The 18561-nt window shown below is 72.0% G+C and carries 16 protein-coding genes, 1 tRNA gene and 2 pseudogenes; 6 read left to right on the top strand and 13 right to left on the bottom strand.

The window, feature by feature from the left end; genetic code table 11:
- Positions 1 to 130 precede the first annotated feature (130 nt).
- The gene (locus IEZ10_RS11395; protein WP_189246447.1) at positions 131 to 1915 is read left to right on the top strand and encodes a ricin-type beta-trefoil lectin domain protein; all 1785 of its coding nucleotides are present in this window, start codon (positions 131 to 133) and stop codon (positions 1913 to 1915) included.
- Positions 1916 to 3481 (top strand): sigma-70 family RNA polymerase sigma factor, encoded by a 1566-nt coding sequence (locus tag IEZ10_RS11390; protein ID WP_189246446.1) that lies wholly within the window; start codon positions 1916 to 1918, stop codon positions 3479 to 3481.
- Positions 3482 to 3528: 47 nt separating this feature from the next.
- On the opposite strand, the gene IEZ10_RS11385 is transcribed toward IEZ10_RS11390, so the two are convergent.
- The 8 genes and pseudogenes from IEZ10_RS11385 to IEZ10_RS11350 form a co-directional block, all read right to left on the bottom strand.
- Positions 3529 to 4179 carry a TetR/AcrR family transcriptional regulator gene (locus IEZ10_RS11385; RefSeq protein WP_189246445.1) on the bottom strand — a complete coding sequence of 217 codons (651 nt, stop codon included), beginning with the start codon at positions 4177 to 4179 and terminating at the stop codon, positions 3529 to 3531.
- 147 nt (positions 4180 to 4326) lie between these two features.
- Positions 4327 to 5070 (bottom strand): WecB/TagA/CpsF family glycosyltransferase, encoded by a 744-nt coding sequence (locus IEZ10_RS11380; RefSeq protein WP_506004877.1) that lies wholly within the window; start codon positions 5068 to 5070, stop codon positions 4327 to 4329.
- A gap of 227 nt (positions 5071 to 5297) precedes the next feature.
- Positions 5298 to 6236, bottom strand: coding sequence for a glycosyltransferase family 2 protein (locus tag IEZ10_RS11375; protein ID WP_189246443.1), 939 nt, complete (start codon positions 6234 to 6236; stop codon positions 5298 to 5300).
- Positions 6233 to 7273: a sulfotransferase gene (locus tag IEZ10_RS11370; RefSeq protein ID WP_229811158.1), complete on the bottom strand. Its 1041-nt coding sequence runs from the start codon at positions 7271 to 7273 to the stop codon at positions 6233 to 6235. Before IEZ10_RS11370 ends, IEZ10_RS11375 begins: the two co-directional genes overlap by 4 nt.
- Positions 7274 to 7501: 228 nt before the next feature.
- On the bottom strand, positions 7502 to 8764 hold the full coding sequence (gene cysN / locus IEZ10_RS11365) for a sulfate adenylyltransferase subunit CysN (protein WP_189246441.1): 1263 nt from the start codon (positions 8762 to 8764) through the stop codon (positions 7502 to 7504).
- A gap of 97 nt (positions 8765 to 8861) precedes the next feature.
- The gene (gene cysD / locus IEZ10_RS11360) at positions 8862 to 9776 is read right to left on the bottom strand and encodes a sulfate adenylyltransferase subunit CysD (protein WP_189246440.1); all 915 of its coding nucleotides are present in this window, start codon (positions 9774 to 9776) and stop codon (positions 8862 to 8864) included.
- A gap of 19 nt (positions 9777 to 9795) precedes the next feature.
- Entirely contained in the window at positions 9796 to 10563 is a 768-nt protein-coding gene (locus IEZ10_RS11355; RefSeq protein WP_189246439.1) for a 3'(2'),5'-bisphosphate nucleotidase CysQ, read from the bottom strand.
- 1 nt (position 10564) lies between these two features.
- Positions 10565 to 10774, bottom strand: a pseudogene (locus tag IEZ10_RS11350) (sugar transferase); the annotation flags it as partial.
- Between the two features lie 350 nt (positions 10775 to 11124).
- Here IEZ10_RS11350 and IEZ10_RS40395 point away from each other — a divergent pair.
- Both IEZ10_RS40395 and IEZ10_RS40390 read left to right on the top strand, forming a co-directional pair.
- Positions 11125 to 11205 (top strand): annotated as a pseudogene (locus IEZ10_RS40395) (helix-turn-helix domain-containing protein); the annotation flags it as partial.
- A gap of 178 nt (positions 11206 to 11383) precedes the next feature.
- Positions 11384 to 11722 (top strand): zinc ribbon domain-containing protein, encoded by a 339-nt coding sequence (locus tag IEZ10_RS40390; protein WP_373287388.1) that lies wholly within the window; start codon positions 11384 to 11386, stop codon positions 11720 to 11722.
- A gap of 47 nt (positions 11723 to 11769) precedes the next feature.
- Here the strand turns inward: IEZ10_RS40390 and pth are convergent, their stop codons facing one another.
- From pth to IEZ10_RS11320, 5 genes are all read right to left on the bottom strand, one after another.
- Positions 11770 to 12366, bottom strand: coding sequence for an aminoacyl-tRNA hydrolase (gene pth, locus IEZ10_RS11340; RefSeq protein WP_229811157.1), 597 nt, complete (start codon positions 12364 to 12366; stop codon positions 11770 to 11772).
- Between the two features lie 74 nt (positions 12367 to 12440).
- Entirely contained in the window at positions 12441 to 13049 is a 609-nt protein-coding gene (locus tag IEZ10_RS11335) for a 50S ribosomal protein L25/general stress protein Ctc (RefSeq protein ID WP_189246437.1), read from the bottom strand.
- Between the two features lie 199 nt (positions 13050 to 13248).
- Positions 13249 to 14226: a ribose-phosphate diphosphokinase gene (locus tag IEZ10_RS11330; RefSeq protein WP_189246436.1), complete on the bottom strand. Its 978-nt coding sequence runs from the start codon at positions 14224 to 14226 to the stop codon at positions 13249 to 13251.
- A 76-nt stretch (positions 14227 to 14302) separates the two neighbouring features.
- Positions 14303 to 15754, bottom strand: coding sequence for a bifunctional UDP-N-acetylglucosamine diphosphorylase/glucosamine-1-phosphate N-acetyltransferase GlmU (gene glmU, locus IEZ10_RS11325; protein WP_189246435.1), 1452 nt, complete (start codon positions 15752 to 15754; stop codon positions 14303 to 14305).
- A 169-nt stretch (positions 15755 to 15923) separates the two neighbouring features.
- Positions 15924 to 15995, bottom strand: a tRNA-Gln gene (locus tag IEZ10_RS11320).
- A gap of 325 nt (positions 15996 to 16320) precedes the next feature.
- On the opposite strand from IEZ10_RS11320, the gene IEZ10_RS11315 reads away from it, so the two are divergent.
- Positions 16321 to 17262, top strand: coding sequence for an acyl-CoA desaturase (locus IEZ10_RS11315; protein ID WP_189246434.1), 942 nt, complete (start codon positions 16321 to 16323; stop codon positions 17260 to 17262).
- Between the two features lie 298 nt (positions 17263 to 17560).
- Positions 17561 to 18517, top strand: a complete 957-nt coding sequence (locus IEZ10_RS11310) for a TetR/AcrR family transcriptional regulator (RefSeq protein WP_229811156.1) — start codon at positions 17561 to 17563, stop codon at positions 18515 to 18517.
- The last annotated feature ends 44 nt before the right edge of the window (positions 18518 to 18561 follow it).

The following is an 18561-nucleotide window of genomic DNA, read 5'->3' as shown; positions in this document are numbered from 1 at the left end:
CTCGGCTCCCACACCACGCGTGTGGCCGCCTCGAACACCACGAAACCGCGACAGGACAGAAAAATATCCGAAGCCGCGTAATCCAGGCGAGTGGCCGGACTCCTTCCTCTGTGAACGAAAGGAGCTCGGATTGAGCACGTTGAGATCCATCCTCATAGCGGCGCTGCTGTTGTCGATGGGCGGGGCGGGCCTGGCGGCGCCGTCGCCCGCCGTGGCGGCGGCCCCGGCGGTCCAGTCGTCCGCCACGGCGGCGGTTCCGGCGGCCCAGTCGCGGTTCGCCTGTGACGAGGTGGATGCCAAGGACAAGGGCTGGGTGCTGCCGATCTACGTCCACCAGCCCGGGCAGGACGCCTGGGAGGCCGACAGCGCCGCCCTGCTGAACACCATCTGGGAGACCGACCAGACGGTCGACTCAAGTGCCGAGCGGTTCGGGGTCTCCCGGCGGATCCGGTTCGTGCAGGACGGTGACTGCCGTCCGGTGGTGGCGAAGCTGCCGTTCACCAAGGGCCGCAACCGAGCCGAGATGGGCAAGGCGATGGCGGAGAACCTCGCCTCCCAGCCGGCCCTGGTGCGTACGCTCTGGCAGACCAACCGGGTCAAGCCGTTGTACCTCGTCAGGGACAACGAGATCACGGACTCCTGTACGGGCGGCGGCGCCAACGCCGGCCTGAGCACCGGCAACGTCATCCTCCCGCGCTGGTGCTGGAGCGAGGCCGGGCTCACCCACGAGCTGATCCACAGCTTCGGGCTCTCGCACTGCGACGGGGGCGGCGTGAACGGCAACGACCCGGTCTGCCGGAACATGGGCACCCGGAAGGAGTGCACGAGCGACCCCGCGTCCAACTACCACCTCGACTCGTGCCGGATCGACGACTTCCGGTACTTCGAGCCGACGCCGGTACGGCAACCGGAGCTGGAGAGGATCAGGAACGTCGCGTTCAGCCCGTACCTGATCCAGGACCAGCCGAGCCCGGTGTGGCGGTTCCGCATCAAGGTGGTGGACGGCGGCAGATGCCTCGACGGGAGCGCGGCACAGGTCGTGCAGCGCGCGTGTACGGACGGCTCCGCGCAGACGTGGCAGCGCGGCATCGACGACGACGGGTACCTCACGATCCGCAACGCGGCGACCGGCCGCTGCCTCACCATGGCGGACACCGTCGTGACCGGCCCGTGCGCGAAGAAGGACAAGGCGCAGCAGTGGCTGCCGGACGCCGGTCAGGACAGGACCAACTTCACCAGCCGCGCCGGCGGGAAGCCGGCCGTCAAGGACAACCGTGACGGCGGAGCGGTGGTACGCGACGGCAAGGGTGAGTTCGTGGCCGAGCTGCTGGGCGGCCTGGCCTCCTCGCCCACCCGGCCGAGCACCCCGGCCCCGACGGCCACGTCACAGTCGACCGCCCGGCCGACCACCGGACCGACCGCCGGACCGACCGCCGGACCGACCGGCGCGCCGACCGCGACGCCGACCTCCGCTCCGGAGCCGGCCGTCACGTCGGGCCCGGCCGAGTCGCTCGACCCCACCCCCGCCCCCGCCGAGACCCCCGTGCGGGGCCGGAACGTCCGGTTCAGGAGCACGTACGGCACCTGCCTGACCTCGTCCGGCACCAGGGTGCGCCTCGGTGCCTGCGGCGCCACGTGGAACGTCGTGACGGTCGGCGAGCACGTGCAGGTGCGCCGCCAGAACCGCTGCATGGCGCTCGGCAAGGTCAGCGGCGGCAAGCGCTCGGTCGTCCTGGTCAAGTGCAGCGGGGCCGCCAAGGGACAGTGCTGGCTGCTGGAGAAGGCCGGCGGCTCGGTCACGCTGAAGAGCGCGACCACGAAGGCCACCCGCCTCGTCGCCTCCTCCGCCAAGCCCGCCGGCGTCTACGCCAAGGCCGCGTATCAGAAGAATTCCGTCAAATTTACAATCAGATAAGTGATCAACCCGGAAAGTGATGATCTGGCCCTGACCCGAATGGTCAGGGCCGGGGACGACCGTGCCGTCTCCGAGTTGTACGAGCGGCACTACCCGGCCGTCATCGCTTTCGCCCGCCGCCTGTGCCGGGACCCGCACACCGCCGAGGACCTGGCCAGCGAGGCGTTCGCGCGGACCCTGCGGACCGTCCGGAACGGCCCGGCCGGACCGATCGGCGACTGGCGTCCCTATCTGTACGCGGTGGTCCGCAACACGGCGGCGGAGTGGGCGCGCTCCGACCAGCGGTTCGTCCTGACCGACGAGTTCCGCGAGGACGATCTCACGACGGACGCGCCGGAGCCGCCGGACGATCTCGTGACCCGCGCCTACCGCTCGCTGCCCGCACGCTGGCAGACCGTGCTCTGGCACACCCTGATCGAGGACGAGGAGCCCGAGCGGGTCGCGAAGATCCTCGGCATCACTCCCGGCAACGTCGGCGTGCTGGCCTTCCGCGCCCGCGAGGGGCTGCGCAAGGCGTACCTGGCCGCGTACGCGTCCGGCGCGTCACCCCGCTGCCGGGAGTACGCCGAACCGCTGGCGGCGGTCGTGCGCAAGAGAAGCGGCCGCCTTCCGCGGGCGCTGCGCGGGCACCTGGAATCCTGCGCGAGCTGCGCCCGGGCGCACGCGGAGCTGCTCGACCTCAACGCCACGCTCCGCGCGGCGCTGCCGATCGCCCTGTTCCCGCTCGCCCTGGGAGCGGGGAAGTGGACCGCGGCGGGAGCGGGGGCACCGGGCACGGCGGGGGCCGGGGCCCCCGCCGGGACACCGGCCGGGGCGGGGACCGGGACGCCGGGCGTCGCGTCGAAGGGGGCCGCGCTGCCGGGCTGGGTGATCCCGGTGTCGGGGGTGACGGCGATCATCGCCGCCGTGGCCGTGGCCGTGACCGTGGCCGTGTTCACTCTGCCGGCGGATCCGGCCCCCTCCCCGCCCGCGCAGGTCGCCGCGCCCGCGCCGGGCGCGTCACCCACCCCGAGGCCCACCCGTGTGAGGCCCCGGGAGCCCGAGTCCACCCGCGTGAGGACCCGGGCTCCCACCCGCGAGAGAACCCCGGCCGCCCGCGTGACGACCCCGAGACCCGCGTCGCGGTCCCCCCGCGAGCCCAGCCCCCAGCCGGGCACCCGGATCGCCTACGCGGGCCGATGCGTCGGTGCCGCGGGTGGGCTGGTGGCGGCGCTGCCGTGCGCCGACCCGCGTACGGCCTGGCGTACGCGGGGCGGCGCCCAGCGGTTCCAGCTCGTCAACGTCGTCAGCGGACGCTGCCTGGCCGCCGGCGAGCGGTACGACACCGTCGCCTTCAACGGCGGCGGCATGCTCGCGGTCCGGATCAAGCCATGCGCCTCCGTCCCGGCCCAGCGCTGGCACCGCCCGGCCTTCAGTGACGGCGTACGCCGGCTGGTGAGCGTCCCTTCCGGCAAGGCACTGTCCATCGGCAAGGAATTCGCCGGCAAGCGTCCGCCGACGGCGTTCATCCTCTACGGCCCCTACACCGGCTCAGCCGACCAGCGCGTCACCCTCGTGGACGACTGATCCGCGGAGGCGCGCGGGGCGGCGCCCACGGGTCGGACCGCGTCCGTTCACCGGGCCTCCTCACCTTCGGAGAGGGGGCGCCGGTTCCGGGTGGCGAGGTCGAAGATGGTCGCCAGCTCGTCCGCGTAGCGGGAAAGGTCGAGCTCGGGCTCGGTTCGCAGCAGGAACGGCAGGCCGTCCACGGACCGCTGGACGGTCGCGGCCATCACGAAGGTGTCGAAGTCGCGGAACTCGCCGGTGGCCTGCCCCCAGCGCAGGATCTCCTCAAGGGAGCCGAGGACCTGCCGTTCGGTCGCGGCGTCGTAGGAGCGGTCGTCGCCGTCCTTCCCGCGGAAGTCGAGGAAGATCTCCATCAATGCCTGCATCTGCGCCCGGTGTCCGGCGACGAACTCCACCACGCCGGTGATGTAGGCCCGCAGCGCGCGCCGGGCATCGGGAAGGTCGGCCAGCCGTTCGGCCATGAACCGCCCGATCGTCCGGTGGACCTCGGTGACGACCGCGCCGATCAGCTCGTCCTTGCCCGCGAAGTGGTAGGAGATGAGCCGGGTGCTGCTCAGCCCGGCCCGCTCGGCGATGCGGGCGAAGGAGGTCTGCGGGTAGCCCAGCTCGGCGATCGTCTCGATGGTCGCCGCCACGATCTGCGCGCGGCGGGCGGTCGCGGCGAGCGAGCGTCCCTCACCGGCCTGGCTTACTCGCATGAGTAAAAGCTAGTTCGGCCGGACGACCAGGTCAACCGGGACGCGGGGCCCGGGAGCGTGACCGAACCGGCCGGGAGGCGGGGCTCAGGAGAAGAGCCGGCGCAGGAGGCAGGAGCCCAGGAGAAGAGCCGATGCAGAAGGCAGGGCTCAGGAGAAGAGCCGATGCAGGAGGCAGGAGCCCAGGAGCCGGAGCGTGAAGGGCAGGTCGTGGCGGAGGTAGCGGCGGGCCAGCCGGCCGGGCTCGTGAACCAGGCGGAAGAGCCACTCCAGCCCCGCCCCCCGCATCCACACCGGCGCCCGGGGCGTCGCCCCGGCCGCGAACGCGATGGCCGAGCCGCACCCCACGAACCAGGTGCCGGGAAGGTCGTCCCGGAGCCGCGCGATGAGCCGCTCCTGCTTGGGGAAGCCGAGCCCGACGAAGACCAGCCGGGGCGCGGCGGACACCAGCGCCTCCCTGATCTCGTCGTGGCCGCCGGGGTCCGTCTCGAACCCGTACGGCGGAGCCTGCGTGCCCGCGACGACGAGCGAGGGATGGCGCCGGACCAGCCGGTCGGCCGCCTGCCGGGCCACCCCCGGCGGGCCGCCGAGGAGGTAGACCGGGTGGCGGTAGAAGGCGGCCGCCTCCGACAGCGACCAGATCAGGTCGGCCCCGGCGACCCTCGCCGGCAGGGGCGTGCCGAGCAGCCTGGCCGCCCACACCAGCGGCATGCCGTCGGCGACCGACAGGTCGGCCCGCTCGACGAGCTCGCGCGTCCCGGGGTCGTGGGCGGCGGTCCAGGCGATGTCCATGTTGGGGGTGACGAGGTGACCGCCCTCGCCGCGTTTCAGCGCGCCGACCACGTGGTCGACGACCTCCCCCTCGGTCATCGGGTCGATCGTGAGGCCCGCCACGCGCACCCGGTGGCGCGGCCGTCCGTGGTCGTCGCCGGGCCACGGCCGCCTCTGGGCGCGCACCGCCTCCCGGGCGGGTCGGTGCGCGTCCCGGGCGGCCGTCTCCGGAACGGCTCCGTGCGTTCGGCCGGCCCGACGTGCCGCCTGACCGGCCCAACCGGCCTCCTGACCGGCCTGGCGCGTCTTCTGCGGGGCCTGATGCGTCTCCTGGACGGCCCGGAGCGCCATCAGATGCCGCGCCCGAGACTGTGGAGCGTCCCGAGGACGGTCCCGGCCGGCACCAGGCCCGCGGCCACGGCGAGCGCGAGCGGCACCCGGGGCTCGCCGCGGCGCGCGGTGAACGCCCGCCAGGCCCAGCGGCCCGCCTCCCGTCGCCGGCCGAGGGCGGCGTGGTGGAAGGCGAGCTGGCCGTAGACCCGCGCCGCGCCGCGCGGGTCCACGACCAGATCGGGGTGCCGGGCGAGCATCCACTCCAGCCCGGCGATTCGGTCGGCCCAGCGGGTCGCGTACGCCGAACCGCCCCAGCGCACCCGCACCAGGGGACGGTCCACGTGCACGATCGGGTGGCGCGCGGCCGCGCGCAGCGCGAGGTCCCAGTCTTCGTTCTGGCCCCCCGGCGCGCTCTCGTCGGCCCAGAAGGCGCCCCGCCGGAACAGGAACGTCGAGGAGTGGACCATCACCATGCGCGAACGCAGCAGGTGCGCCCGGGTGACGGTGCCGGTCCCGGCCAGCCGGGGGACGCGGCGCGAGCCGTACTCGACCTCGATGGCGCAGCTGGAGAACTCCGCGCCGGGCCGCGACTCCAGGGCGGCGACCTGGGCGGCGACCTTGCCGGGCGCCCATTCGTCGTCGTCGTCGCAGAAGGCCACCAGGTCGGTGCCGAGCACCGCGATACCGGTGTTTCGGGCCCCCGGCAGACCGGGGCTGAGGCGGTTGGCCACCACCCGGACCCGGCGCGGCGCCTCCTCGCCGGAGGCGGCCGGGCACCGGCCGGCCAGGAGGTCGGCCGTCCGGTCGGCGACCGCCGCCGGGTCGCCGCCGTCGACGACGACGACCACCTCCAGGGGGCCGGGGTGGTCCTGGCCGAGCGCGGCGCGGATCGCGGCGCGCAGCCGGTCGGGCCGATGTCCCCGCGTGGGGATGACCACGCCCACCGATGGGCTCACGCCGGCCTCCTGTCGTAGCCGTACTTGATCATGAGTGGCCAGGTCAGCGCGGCGACCAGGCGCCGGTGCCGCGCCGGGGCGGCGGTGCGCCAGCCGTCGTCGGGGTCCAGGCCGATCCGGCCGACCGTGAAACGCACGGGGTTGCCGGAGACCGTGTGGGCCGGGGAGAGGTCGGCCCGGCCGGCGGAGAGGAAGTCGAGACGGGGCGGGAGACCGGCCTCGGCGGCCAGGCGGCCGAGGACGGCGGCCGGGGCGTCGAGCAGGTCCTCGTAGCGGACCCGGGTGACGCGGGCGCCGCCGCGCGCCAGCAGCTCCAGGCTGAGGTTCTGGGCGAGCCAGTGCAGCGAGGTGCGGGCCGGCGACCAGCGGGTCATCGGCCGGCCGTCCTCCGGGCGGGGCACCCGCCTGCGCCAGGAGTGGGCGACCGCGCGGGGGTCGCGCACGACGTGCACCACGCGCACGTCGAGCCCGGCCGCCGTCAGGCAGAAGGCGGTGGAGGCGTGCTTGCTGGAGTCGACCACGACCGGCCTGCCGGAGACCTCGGCCGCCGCGTCGTACAGGCGGCGGTGCGCCGCGGCGTACTCGGCGAGCTCGGGAGACTCCGCGAGCTCCGCGAAGCGCACGGCCTCCCAGGGCGTCACGGGCCCCAGGCGCTCCGCGCGCCCGGAGGACCCGGCGAACGCCGCGGACCCGGTGGACCCGGCACGCGCCGGAGACCCGGGGAGGCGGCGGGCCAGCTCGGGAACGCGCCGGGTGCGGTCCACCCGACGCCTGAGCCGGAGCATCCGATGGGCGAGGTCGTCCGGCCAGCCGCCGAACGCGCGCTCGCCGACCTCCCGCCAGAACGGGCACGCGCTGAACGGCCGCCGGCAGCCGCAGGACTCGTTCGCCAGCACGCCCCTGGCCCAGAGGTGGACGACCTCGCCGAGCGGCACGACGCCGGGGACCTCGCCGAGCAGGCGCTCCAGCAGGGTGGTCCCGCTGCGGCCGAGACCGCCGAGGAAGACGACCCGGGCGGGAGGCGGCTTGTCAGGCACGGCACGAATCCTTACCCGTCGGATACGGAACGTGCACATCTTAGTGCGGAGAGTTACCGATCCATCGTGGAAAGGACAAAGGATCTACCCGGGGACGCCGGGCCGGACCGGCCGTCCGGCCCGGCGGCCCGCTCGGGCCGGACGATCGGTCCGGCGGCCCGCGGATCGTCACACCCACCGCGGTCGCCCGGGCGGGCCCGCGCCACGGCGGGGATCCGCGGAACAGGTCTAACGGGCGTCGGTGATCATCCCGGCGCCGACGGTGTTGTTGGTGGCCTCGTCCACGAGGATGAAGCCGCCGGTGAGGCGGTTCCTCGCGTAGTCGTCCACGAACAGGGGCTGGGTGACGCGGAGCGAGACGCGCCCGATCTCGTTCAGCCCGAGGGACCCGGCCTCCTCGTCGCGGTGCAGGGTGTTGACGTCGAGCCGGTAGTGCAGGTCCTTGACCAGCACCCGGGCCGTGCGGGTGGTGTGCTTGATGGTCAGCTTGGCGCGCGGAGCCAGCTTGGTGGCGTCGGCCATCCAGCAGACCATCGCCTCCAGCTCCTGGGTGACCTGCGGCTGGTTGTTGGGACGGCAGATCATGTCACCGCGCGAGATGTCGATGTCGTCCTCAAGGCGGAGCGTCACCGACATCGGCGCGAACGCCTCCTGCACCGGGCCGTCGAAGGTGTCGATCGAGGCGATGCGGGTGCTCAGCCCCGACGGCAGGTGCACGACCTCGTCGCCGGGCTTCAGCACGCCGCCCGCGACCTGCCCGGCGTATCCCCGGTAGTCGTGCAGGGCCGGGTCGGTGGCGCGCTGCGGCCGGATGACGTACTGGACCGGGAAGCGCACGTCGACCAGGTTGCGGTCGGAGGCGATGTGCACGTTCTCCAGGTGGTGCAGCAGGGAGGAGCCGTTGTACCACGGCATGTTCTCCGAGCGGGACACCACGTTGTCGCCGTGCAGCGCCGAGATCGGGATGAACGTCAGGTCCGGGGCGTTCAGCTTGGCGGCGAACGCCGTGAACTCCTCGCGGATCTCCTCGAACCGCTCCTGGGAGTAGTCGACCAGGTCCATCTTGTTCACCGCGAGCACCAGGTGCGGCACCCGCAGCAGCGTGGTGAGGAACGCGTGCCGCCGCGACTGCTCCAGCACGCCCTTGCGGGCGTCGATCAGGACGATCGCCAGGTCGGCGGTGGAGGCGCCGGTCACCATGTTGCGGGTGTACTGGATGTGCCCGGGGGTGTCGGCGATGATGAACTTCCGCCGGGGCGTGGCGAAGTAGCGGTAGGCCACGTCGATCGTGATGCCCTGCTCCCGCTCGGCGCGCAGGCCGTCGGTGAGCAGCGACAGGTCGGTGTACTCGGTGCCGCGGTCGCGGGAGGTGCGCTCGACCGCCTCCAGCTGGTCCTCGAAGATCGCCTTGGAGTCGAAGAGCAGCCGCCCGATGAGGGTCGACTTGCCGTCGTCGACGCTGCCCGCCGTGGCGAAGCGAAGGATGTCCATCAGAACCGCTCTCCAGAGGTCGTACGGCGTGCGCGGGAGGGCCGCGCGGGAAGGGACTGCCGGGCCGTGCGGGCCGGCCGGGAAGGGACCGCGCTCACTAGAAGTAGCCCTCCCGCTTGCGGTCCTCCATCGACGCCTCGGAGGCCCGGTCGTCGGCGCGGGTGGCGCCGCGCTCGGTGATCCGGGTGGCGGCGATCTCGGCGATGATCTCCTCGACCGTGGCGGCGGCGGACTGGACGGCGCCGGTGCAGGTCACGTCGCCGACCGTGCGGTAGCGGACCACGGCCTCGAAGACCTGCTCGTCCTCGTCGCGGGTGACGAACTCGCTCTCGGACAGCAGCATGCCGTCGCGCTCGAACACCTTGCGCGTGTGGGCGTAGTAGATCGAGGGGATCTCGATGCCCTCACGCCGGATGTAGTCCCAGATGTCCAGCTCGGTCCAGTTGGACAGCGGGAACACCCGGATGTGCTCGCCCTTGCGGATCTTCGCGTTGTAGAGGTTCCACAGCTCGGGGCGCTGGTTCTTCGGGTCCCACTGGCCGAACTCGTCGCGGAAGGAGAACACCCGCTCCTTGGCCCGGGCCTTCTCCTCGTCGCGGCGGGCGCCGCCGAACACCGCGTCGAACTCGCCGTCCTCGATGGCGTCCAGCAGCGTGGTGGTCTGCAGCCGGTTGCGGGAGGCCCGGCGGCCGGTCTCCTCGGTCACCCGGCCGGCGTCGATGGACTCCTGGACGCTGGCCACGATCAGGCGCGCGCCGAGCTCGTCGGCGCGGCGGTCACGGAACTCGATGACCTCGGGGAAGTTGTGGCCGGTGTCGACGTGCAGCAGGGGGAAGGGGATCGGGGCCGGCCAGAACGCCTTCTCCGCGATGCGGAGCATGACGATGGAGTCCTTACCGCCTGAGAAGAGGAGACAGGGACGCTCGAACTCGGCCGCCACCTCACGCATGATGTGAATGGACTCTGCCTCGAGGACGTCGAGCTGCGACGTGGTGTAGTCGCACTGGAGCATCAGACTCTCCTAGCGGTGCTTATCGGTGCAGGTCCCGGATGCCGTCAAGCAATGCTGGCGCCAGTTCCGGTAGGGAAACAAGGATATCCGGCAGTGAGGGGTCCCCCTGGTTGTAGCGGAGCGGCGAGCCGTCGATCCGGCTGGCGTGCGCTCCGGCGGCCAGGGCCACGGCGACCGGCGCGGCGGAGTCCCATTCGTACTGGCCACCGGCGTGCACGTACGCCTCGACCTCGCCGGTGAGCACCGCGGAGATCTTCGCGCCGGCCGAGCCGATCGGCACCAGGTCGGCCCCGACGCGCTCGGCGAGGGCCCGGACGAACTCCGGCGGGCGGGTGCGGCTGACCGCGATCCGCGGCCTGCCTCCGGCTGCGGGCGCCGGCCGTACGGGGGGTTCGAGGGTGGACGGGGTGCGGCCCTGCGCGGGCAGGGCGACCGCGCCGGCCGTCAGGGCGCCGCGCTCCCAGAGCGCCACGTGGACCGCCCAGTCGGCGCGGCCCTCCTCGGCGAACTCGCGGGTGCCGTCGAGGGGATCGACGATCCACACCCGTTCGGCCGCGAGGCGGCGGGGGTCGAGGCGCTCCTCCCGGGTCGCCTCCTCCGACAGCACGGCGTCGCCGGGGCGCGAGCGGGCCAGGGCGTCCATGAGGAACAGGTGGGAGGCGGTGTCGCCCTCCTTGCGCAGGGCCGCGGGGTCGCCGAACCCCAGCTCGGCGCGCAGCGCCAGCAGCCTCTCACCGGCCTCGGCCGCGAGATCCGCCGCGAGAACGTGGTCGTCCCGGATCGTCAATTCAGTGCACTCCCGTTCCTCGTGCGGCGGCCACCCATGTCTTCCAGAGAATCTGCAGGTCCAGCGTGAGGGACCAGTCCTCTGCGTAACGCAGCTCCCACCGTACTGATTCCTCCCATGGAATGTCAGGGTGCCCGGTGAGCGGCCACAGGCCGGTCATCCCGGGCTTGACCGGCAGCCTGCGGCGGACGTCGTCGCCGTACCGGCCAAGGAGGGCGAGTGCCATGGCCGGCAGGACGGTGTTCACGTCGCGCCCGCGCCCCCAGCGTAGTCGATCCTTTACCTACGGTCACCAGACGCTACCTAATGCAGGCCGGTGCTCCGGCCTTCAGGTGCGGGGGTGAAGGCCCGCGCGGAGGCCCGCTAGGGCGCGAGCGTGTCCTGGCCTTCCTGGTCTTGCCGCTCGGCCCACCAGGCATAGGGCACCGGGACGGCGAAGGGCCGGCCGCCCGCGTTCGGCGACGGTGTGCTCGCCGGGGTGGTGGGCGGTGTTGGCGCGGTCGCCGATGTGTTCACGGATCGCCCGGATTCCCATACGTTCGGTCATGACCGGATGGCACGATGATGGCCGTGCGGCTGCGTTACCGGTATCGGCTCTCCCCGGACGCCGCCCAGCGCCAGGCGCTGGCGCGGGCCTTCGGGTGCGCCCGCGTGGTGTTCAACGACGGGCTGCGCGCACGCCGGACAGCCCGCGAGGCGGGCCTGCCGTACGTCTCCGACGCCGACCTGTCCAAGCGGGTCATCACCGAGGCGAAGAAGACGCCGGAACGCTCCTGGCTGGGCGAGGTGTCCGCCGTGGTGCTCCAGCAGGCGCTCGCCGATCTCAACGCCGCCCACCGCACCTTCTTCGCCTCGATCACCGGCAAGCGGACTGGAGTACAAGGCCGCCCGGTACGGCCGCACTTTCGCGAAGATCGACCGCTGGTTTCCCTCGTCGAAGCTGTGCTCGGCGTGCGGGACCGTGCAGGACGAGATGCCGTTGAACGTCCGGTCGTGGACCTGCGCCTGTGGCGCGGCTCACGACCGGGACGTCAACGCGGCGATCAACATCCTGGCCGCCGGACGGGCGGACAGGCTGAACGCCTGTGGAGGGGCGGTAAGACCACCGCTCGCGGTGGCACGACCCGGCGAACCAGGAAGCCTCAGAGGTGCCGCGTGAGTGCGCGGCACGGGCTGAATCTCCGGGCCTTCAGGCCGGGGAGCGCGTCAACGGGGCGGGCCCGAGAGCTTCAGGTCGGCCGAGTGGAAGGCGTTCTGGGTGGCCTCCAGGCCGGAGGTGATCAGCGACTCGACCATGTCGGCGGCCCGGTCGACGAGGAACGGCAGGTCCTTGCGCTCGGCGGTGGCGAAGTCGCGCAGGACGAAGGCGGCGGGGTCCATCCGGCCGGGCGGGCGGCCGATGCCGAACCGCAGCCGCAGGTAGTCCCGTGTGCCCAGGGACTTGGTGATCGACTTCAGTCCGTTGTGGCCGTTGTCGCCGCCGCCGAGCTTGGCGCGCAGCGCGCCGTACGGGATGTCGAGCTCGTCATGGACGGCGATCACCCGGGCCGGGTCGACCTTGTAGAAGTCGGCGAGGGCCTTGACCGGGCCGCCGGAGAGGTTCATGTAGGACAGCGGCTTGGCCAGCACGGCGGGGGCGCCCGCCACGCGCCCCTCCAGCGCCTCGGCACGCGACCGGTGCGCCTTGAACCGCCCCCCGATGCGGGCGGCGAGCTCGTCGGCCACCATGAAGCCCGCGTTGTGCCGGTTACCGGCGTACTCCGGCCCGGGATTCCCCAGCCCCACGACCAGCCAGCGGTCCATGGTCGGCGCCCCTTCCACATGCGCGTCAGGGCAGCCCGGTCGCGGGCTGCCCTGACAAGGTCTAGCAGATGAAACTACTCGGCGGCCTCGGCCGGTGCGGCCTCGGCGGCCTCACCCTCGGCGGCCTCGCCCTCGGCGGCCTCCTCGACGGGGGCGGCGGCGGAGGTGACGTGCAGGACCAGGGTCTCGGGGTCGGCGGCCAGGGTGGCGCCCTTGGGCAGCTTCAGGTCGCCCGCGGTGATCTGGGTGCCGACCTCCAGGCCCTCGACGTCGACCTCGACGCCGGTCGGGATGTGGGTCGCCTCGGCCTCGACGGCGATGGAGACGAGCTGCTGGTCGAGAACGCCGTCGGCGACCTCGCCCACCGTGGTGACCGGGATCTCGACGGTGACCTTCTCGCCGCGCTTGACGAGGAGGAGGTCGACGTGCTCCAGGAAGCCCTTGATCGGGTCGCGCTGGACGCCCTTGGGCAGGGCCAGCTCGTCGGCCGCGCCCTTGAGGCGGATCAGCACGTTCGGCGTGCGCAGGGCGAGCAGGAGCTCGTGGCCCGGGAGCATGAGGTGCTGCGGCTCGGTGCCGTGCCCGTACAGGACGACGGGGACCTTGTCCTCGCGGCGGATCTTGCGGGCGGCACCCTTGCCGAACCGGGTGCGCGTCTCGGCGTTGATGACTACTTCGGACACGGCGGATCTCCTAGGGATCTTCGATGGGATCTGAAGGGCGCGCTCCCCCTCACCCGCCCTAGCGGAAGGCGTTACGAGCGCGCGCGACCCGAACAGCCTACCGGCACGCGGGCCGGGTTCGGCCCGCCGAGGCTCGGGTCGCCGCCTCGGCGGGGTCTCGCGGGGGTGTCGCGGGGGGTGCGGCGGGGTGCCGGGAGGATCAGGTGTCGCCCTCGAAGAGGCTGGTCACCGAGCCGTCGTTGAACACCTCGCTGATCGCGCGGGCGATCAGCGGGGCGATCGACAGGACGGTGAGCTTGTCGAACCTCTTCTCCTCCTCCAGCGGGAGGGTGTTGGTGACGATCACCTCGGAGATGCCGGAGTTCTTCAGCCGGTCCACCGCGGGGTCGGAGAACACCGCGTGCGTGGCGGCCACGATCACGTCGGTGGCGCCCTGCTCGTACAGCGCGTCGGCGGCCTTGCAGATCGTGCCCGCGGTGTCGATCATGTCGTCGATCAGCACGCAGGTACGGCCCCGCACCTTGCCGACGACCTCGTTCACCTTCACCTGGTTGGCCACGTCGAGGTCGCGGCGCTTGTGGATGAAGGCCAGCGGGGTGCCGAGGGTGTCGGCCCAGCGCTCCGACAGCCGGACGCGGCCGGTGTCGGGCGAGACGACGGTGGTGCTCTCCAGGTCGAGCTTGTCCTTGAGGTAGTCGACCAGCACCGGCATGGCGAACAGGTGGTCGACCGGGCCGTCGAAGAAGCCCTGGATCTGCGAGGTGTGCAGGTCGATGGACATCAGCCGGTCGGCGCCCGCGGTCTTGAACAGGTCGGCCATGAGGCGGGCGGTGATGGGCTCGCGGCCGCGGCCCTTCTTGTCCTGGCGGGCGTAGCCGAAGAACGGCATGATCACGGTGATCCGCTTGGCGGAGGCGCGCTTGAGCGCGTCCACCATGATCAGCTGCTCCATGATCCACTTGTTGATCGGACCGGTGTGGCTCTGGATGACGAAGGCGTCGCAGCCCCGGACGGACTCCAGGTAGCGGGCGTAGATCTCACCGTTGGCGAAGTCACGCAGGGTGGTGGGGGTCGGGTCGATCCCGAGGTGGCTCGCCACCTCCTCGGCCAGCTCCGGGTAGGCGCGTCCGGAGAAGAACATCAGCTGCTTCTCACCGGTCTGCTTCATGCCGCTCATGCCGTCCTCCTCGCCTGACGGCCCTCGGTCGTCGTCGCGACGCTGCCGTGCCCGCCGGCCGGCTCGCTGCGCTTGCTCACGTCTTGCTCCCCTGCTGGTTTCCGGTCTCGATGGCCTTTTGGGCCGCCTCGGCCGATTTGGTGCCCGCGCGCCTGCGCGCGACCCACCCTTCAATGTTGCGCTGCCGGCCCCGGGCCACCGCCATCGCCCCCGGAGGGACGTCGTTGGTGAGCACCGAGCCCGCCGCCGTGTAGGCGCCGTCCCCGATGGTGATCGGCGCGACGAGCATGTTGTCGCTGCCGACCCGGACGTGGTCACCCACCGTCGTGTGGTGTTTCTCGGCTCCGTCGTAGTTGACGAAGACGCAGGCGGCTCCGATGTTGGAGCCCGTCCCGATCGTGGCGTCGCCCACATAGGTCAGGTGGGGCACCTTCGTGCCCTCGCCGATCCGGGCGTTCTTCATCTCCACGTACGTCCCGGCCTTGGCCCCGCGCGCGAGGACGGTGCCGGGGCGCAGGTAGGCGTACGGTCCGACCTGGGCGCCGGGGCCGATCTCGGCCTCGACGCAGACGGCGTTGCGCACCACCGCGTCCTCGCCGACGACCGTGTCGGTCAGGGTGACGCCGGGGCCGATCTCGGCGCCCTCGGCGACGGCCGTACGGCCGTGCAGCTGGGTGCCGGGGTGGAGGACCACGTCGGGTTCCAGGGTGACGTCCACGTCCACCCACGTGGTGGCGGGGTCGACGACCGTGACCCCGGCCCGCATGTGCCGCTCCAGCAGGCGGGTGTTGAGGACGCGGCGGGCGAAGGCGAGCTGCACCCGGTCGTTGACGCCCTCCACCTCGACGTGGTCGGCCGCGACGTGCGCGCCGACCCGGTGGCCGTCCTCCCGGAGGATGGACAGCACGTCGGTGAGGTACTCCTCGCCCTGGGCGTTGGCGGTGGAGACCCGCTTGACCGCGTCGGCCAGCAGGCGGCCGTCGAAGGCGTAGACGCCGGAGTTCATCTCCCGGATCAGCCGCTGCTCGGGGGTGGCGTCCTTCTCCTCGACGATGGCGAGGACCGCTCCCGTCCCGTCGCGGACGATCCGGCCGTAGCCGCGGGGGTCGGGGACCTCCGCGGTGAGCACGGTGACGGCGTTGCCGTCGCGGTCGTGCCGTTCCAGCAGCGCGGCGAGGGTCTCGGTGCGCAGCAGCGGCGTGTCGCCGTAGGTCACCAGGACCGTGCCGTCGATGGCCCCGGCGGTCTCCAGCACCACCCGGACCGCGTTGCCGGTGCCGCGCTGCTCGGGCTGCACGACGGCCTGGGTGTCGGGGCCGGTCCGCGCGAGGTGCTCGCGCACCCGTTCGCGCTCGTGGCCTATGACAACAATGAGCCGCTCGGGTTCGAGACCTCGAGCGGCGGCGAGCATGTGGTCCACGAGTGCGCGGCCGCACAGCTCGTGCAGGATCTTGGGTGTTTTCGACTTCATCCGGGTGCCCTCGCCGGCGGCGAGGACGATGACGGCGGCCGGGCGCGGCACACTCACGGACGAGGCTCCCTCGGCGTCGCGGCTGAGACATTGACGGAGCGGATGACCGAAGGCCGCCCTCTTCAGGGCATCGGACGGTCACCCACTCGACAACGTGAGGATACCTGCCCGCCCGGGAACCCACCCAGCCGACTAGCCGGACCAATAAAACCGTCAAAAGTCGTAGCTCCGGCACCAGGACTCGAACCTGGACAACAAGGACCAAAACCTTGCGGGCTGCCAATTACCCAATACCGGATCGACAGGGCCGCCCGAACCGGTCCGGGCCCCCCGGCCATCCCCCACGATACCGAGCGATCGATATCGAACGCGCCTCGTTTCGGCTCCGCCTGCGCCACGGGAACCGGAAGGAGTAGGGGGACCCCGCTGCGGGCATGGACCGGAAGACGTCGTCTAGCAGATCCGCTCGGTGGTAGCAAGTCGTGAACCGACCACGGGAACCACCGAGGAGCGTCATCTTCTCCACATCCGGCCACAGGTATTCCTAACCTACGATGGCGTAGGTTACGGTTGCGTAGCCGGACGAAATCGCCCTTCTCCTATGAGTCGTATCGAGGTAGCCCATGACCGTCCTTGAAGAGCGTTCCGCCCCCTCTCCGAAACCAGACGTCGACCCAGAGCCCAAGACCCGGCCCGAGATCATCACGTTCGGGGTGGTCGTCGCCCTGCCGCTGATCGCGCTCGTCGCCGCCGTGCCGTTCGCCTGGGGGTGGGGGCTCGGCTGGACGGACGTCGTCATCGCCCTCGTCCTCTACGTGATCACCGGCCTCGGCGTCACCGTCGGCCTGCACCGTTACTTCACCCACGGGTCGTTCAAGGCCAAGCGACCGCTGAAGATCGCGCTGGGCATCGCCGGCAGCCTCTCGCTGGAGATGTCGGTGCTCGACTGGGTGGCCACCCACCGCAAGCACCACAAGTTCTCCGACAAGGAGGGCGACCCGCACTCGCCGTGGCGGTTCGGCACCGGCTTCTGGGCGGTGAGCAAGGGGCTGCTCTGGGCCCACATGGGCTGGCTGTTCGAGGCCGACCGGGCCAACCGGGAGAAGTACGCCCCCGACCTGGTCAAGGACCCCGACATCATCAAGCTGCACAGGTACTTCCCGGTGCTGGCGATCACCTCGATGGTGCTGCCCGCCGTCCTCGGCGGCCTGCTGAGCTGGTCCTGGTGGGGCATGGCGACCGGATTCTTCTGGGGCACGCTGGTCCGCATCGGCCTGCTGCACCACGTCACCTGGTCGATCAACTCCATCTGCCACGTCTTCGGCGAGGAGGTCTTCGAGTCGCGTGACAAGTCACGCAACGTGTGGTGGCTGGCCATCCCCTCCTTCGGCGAGTCCTGGCACAACCTGCACCACTCCGACCCGACCTGCGCCCGGCACGGCGTGCTCAAGGGCCAGATCGATCTCAGCGCCGGCGTGATCCGGCTGTTCGAGAAGCTCGGCTGGGCCCACTCCGTCCGCTGGCCGACCCCGGAGCGACTGGCGGCGAAGCGCATTGCCGCCTGACGGCCCATCACGGAGTCCCGGGGCGGCCCGCGTCACCGCAGCGCCGCCCGGCATCCCGTCCCAGAACCCCGGAACCGCGCGTCCCCCCGCGGCCCGTCTCACCGTGGCGCCGCCCGGCGCCCCACCCGGACTCTCCGCAACGGTCTCCGGCGGTACGGCGCCGCCCGCCGCTCCGTCCGGGACCGCGCGGCGGGCGGCCGCCGTGACCTCGGACGAGACGATCGACCGGAGTGCCGGAATCGACGCCGTCCAGGACGTGGTTCCCGCTTCGCGACCCGGGGACGCCATTATTAGAACCGTGAACGAACCCCGACGACGCATGTCAGGCAAGGAACGCCGGGAACAGCTGATCCAGATCAGCCGGTCCCTGTTCGCCGAGAAGGGGTTCGACGGCACCTCGGTGGAGGAGATAGCCGCCACCGCCGGCGTCTCCAAGCCGGTGGTCTACGAGCACTTCGGCGGCAAGGAGGGCGTCTACGCGGTCGTCGTCGACCGGGAGATGGACAAGCTCCTCGGCATGGTGACCGAGGCGCTGGCGGCCTCGCACGCGCTGGTCAAGCTGGAGCGGGCCGCCCTCGCGCTGCTCGCCTACGTGGAGGAGAACAGCGAGGGCTTCCGGATCCTGATCCGCGACTCCCACGCCGCCTCCGGGACCGGCACGTTCGCCAGCCTGATCAACGACATCGCCAGCCAGGTCGAGGACGTCATGGTGGACGAGTTCGTCCGCCGGGGCTACGACCCCAAGCTCGCCCCCATGTACGCGCAGATGCTGGTCGGCATGGTGGCGCTGACCGGCCAGTGGTGGCTCGACGTGCGCCGGCCGCCGCGCGAGGAGGTGGCCGCCCACCTGGTCAACCTCGCCTGGAACGGCCTGAAGGGCCTGGACCCGCACCCCCGCCTGACCGCCTCCCGCGGCCCGGACCAGCTGCGGTCCCGGCCGTCGGAGAAGGAGCTCAGGGAGCGGGAGAAGGCCCGCGAGCGCGACCTCAAGGAGCTGGAGAAGGTCCGCGAACGCGAACGGCGCGAGGCCGAGAAGCTCGCCCGCGAGCAGGAGAAGATCCGCCAGCGCGAGCTGAAGGAGGCCGAGAAGGCGCGGGAGCGGGAGCTGAAGGAGCAGGAACGGCTGCTCAGGGAGCGGGAGAAGGCCCGCGAGCGCGACCTCAAGGAGCTGGAGAAGACCCGTCAGCGCGAGCAGCGGGAGGCCGCCAGGCAGACCAGGGCCGCCGAGCACCCCGGTGAGCAGCCGGGGTCCTGAACCGATCCGGCGGGTGACGGCGCCCGTTGATCCGGCGTTCACGT

Source organism: Streptosporangium pseudovulgare, from assembly GCF_014648055.1.
Taxonomy (GTDB): Bacteria; Actinomycetota; Actinomycetes; order Streptosporangiales; family Streptosporangiaceae; genus Streptosporangium; species Streptosporangium pseudovulgare.
This window is presented reverse-complemented; position numbering and strand designations above follow the sequence as displayed.

Coding starts and splice junctions, on each gene's coding strand:
- IEZ10_RS11385 (WP_189246445.1), bottom strand. CDS start 4,179: ATGCGAGTAAGCCAGGCCGGTGAGGGACGCTCGCTCGCCGCGACCGCC.
- cysN (WP_189246441.1), bottom strand. CDS start 8,764: ATGGACATCCTTCGCTTCGCCACGGCGGGCAGCGTCGACGACGGCAAG.
- cysD (WP_189246440.1), bottom strand. CDS start 9,776: ATGCTCCAGTGCGACTACACCACGTCGCAGCTCGACGTCCTCGAGGCA.
- pth (WP_229811157.1), bottom strand. CDS start 12,366: ATGGACCGCTGGCTGGTCGTGGGGCTGGGGAATCCCGGGCCGGAGTAC.
- IEZ10_RS11330 (WP_189246436.1), bottom strand. CDS start 14,226: ATGAGCGGCATGAAGCAGACCGGTGAGAAGCAGCTGATGTTCTTCTCC.
- IEZ10_RS11315 (WP_189246434.1), top strand. CDS start 16,321: ATGACCGTCCTTGAAGAGCGTTCCGCCCCCTCTCCGAAACCAGACGTC.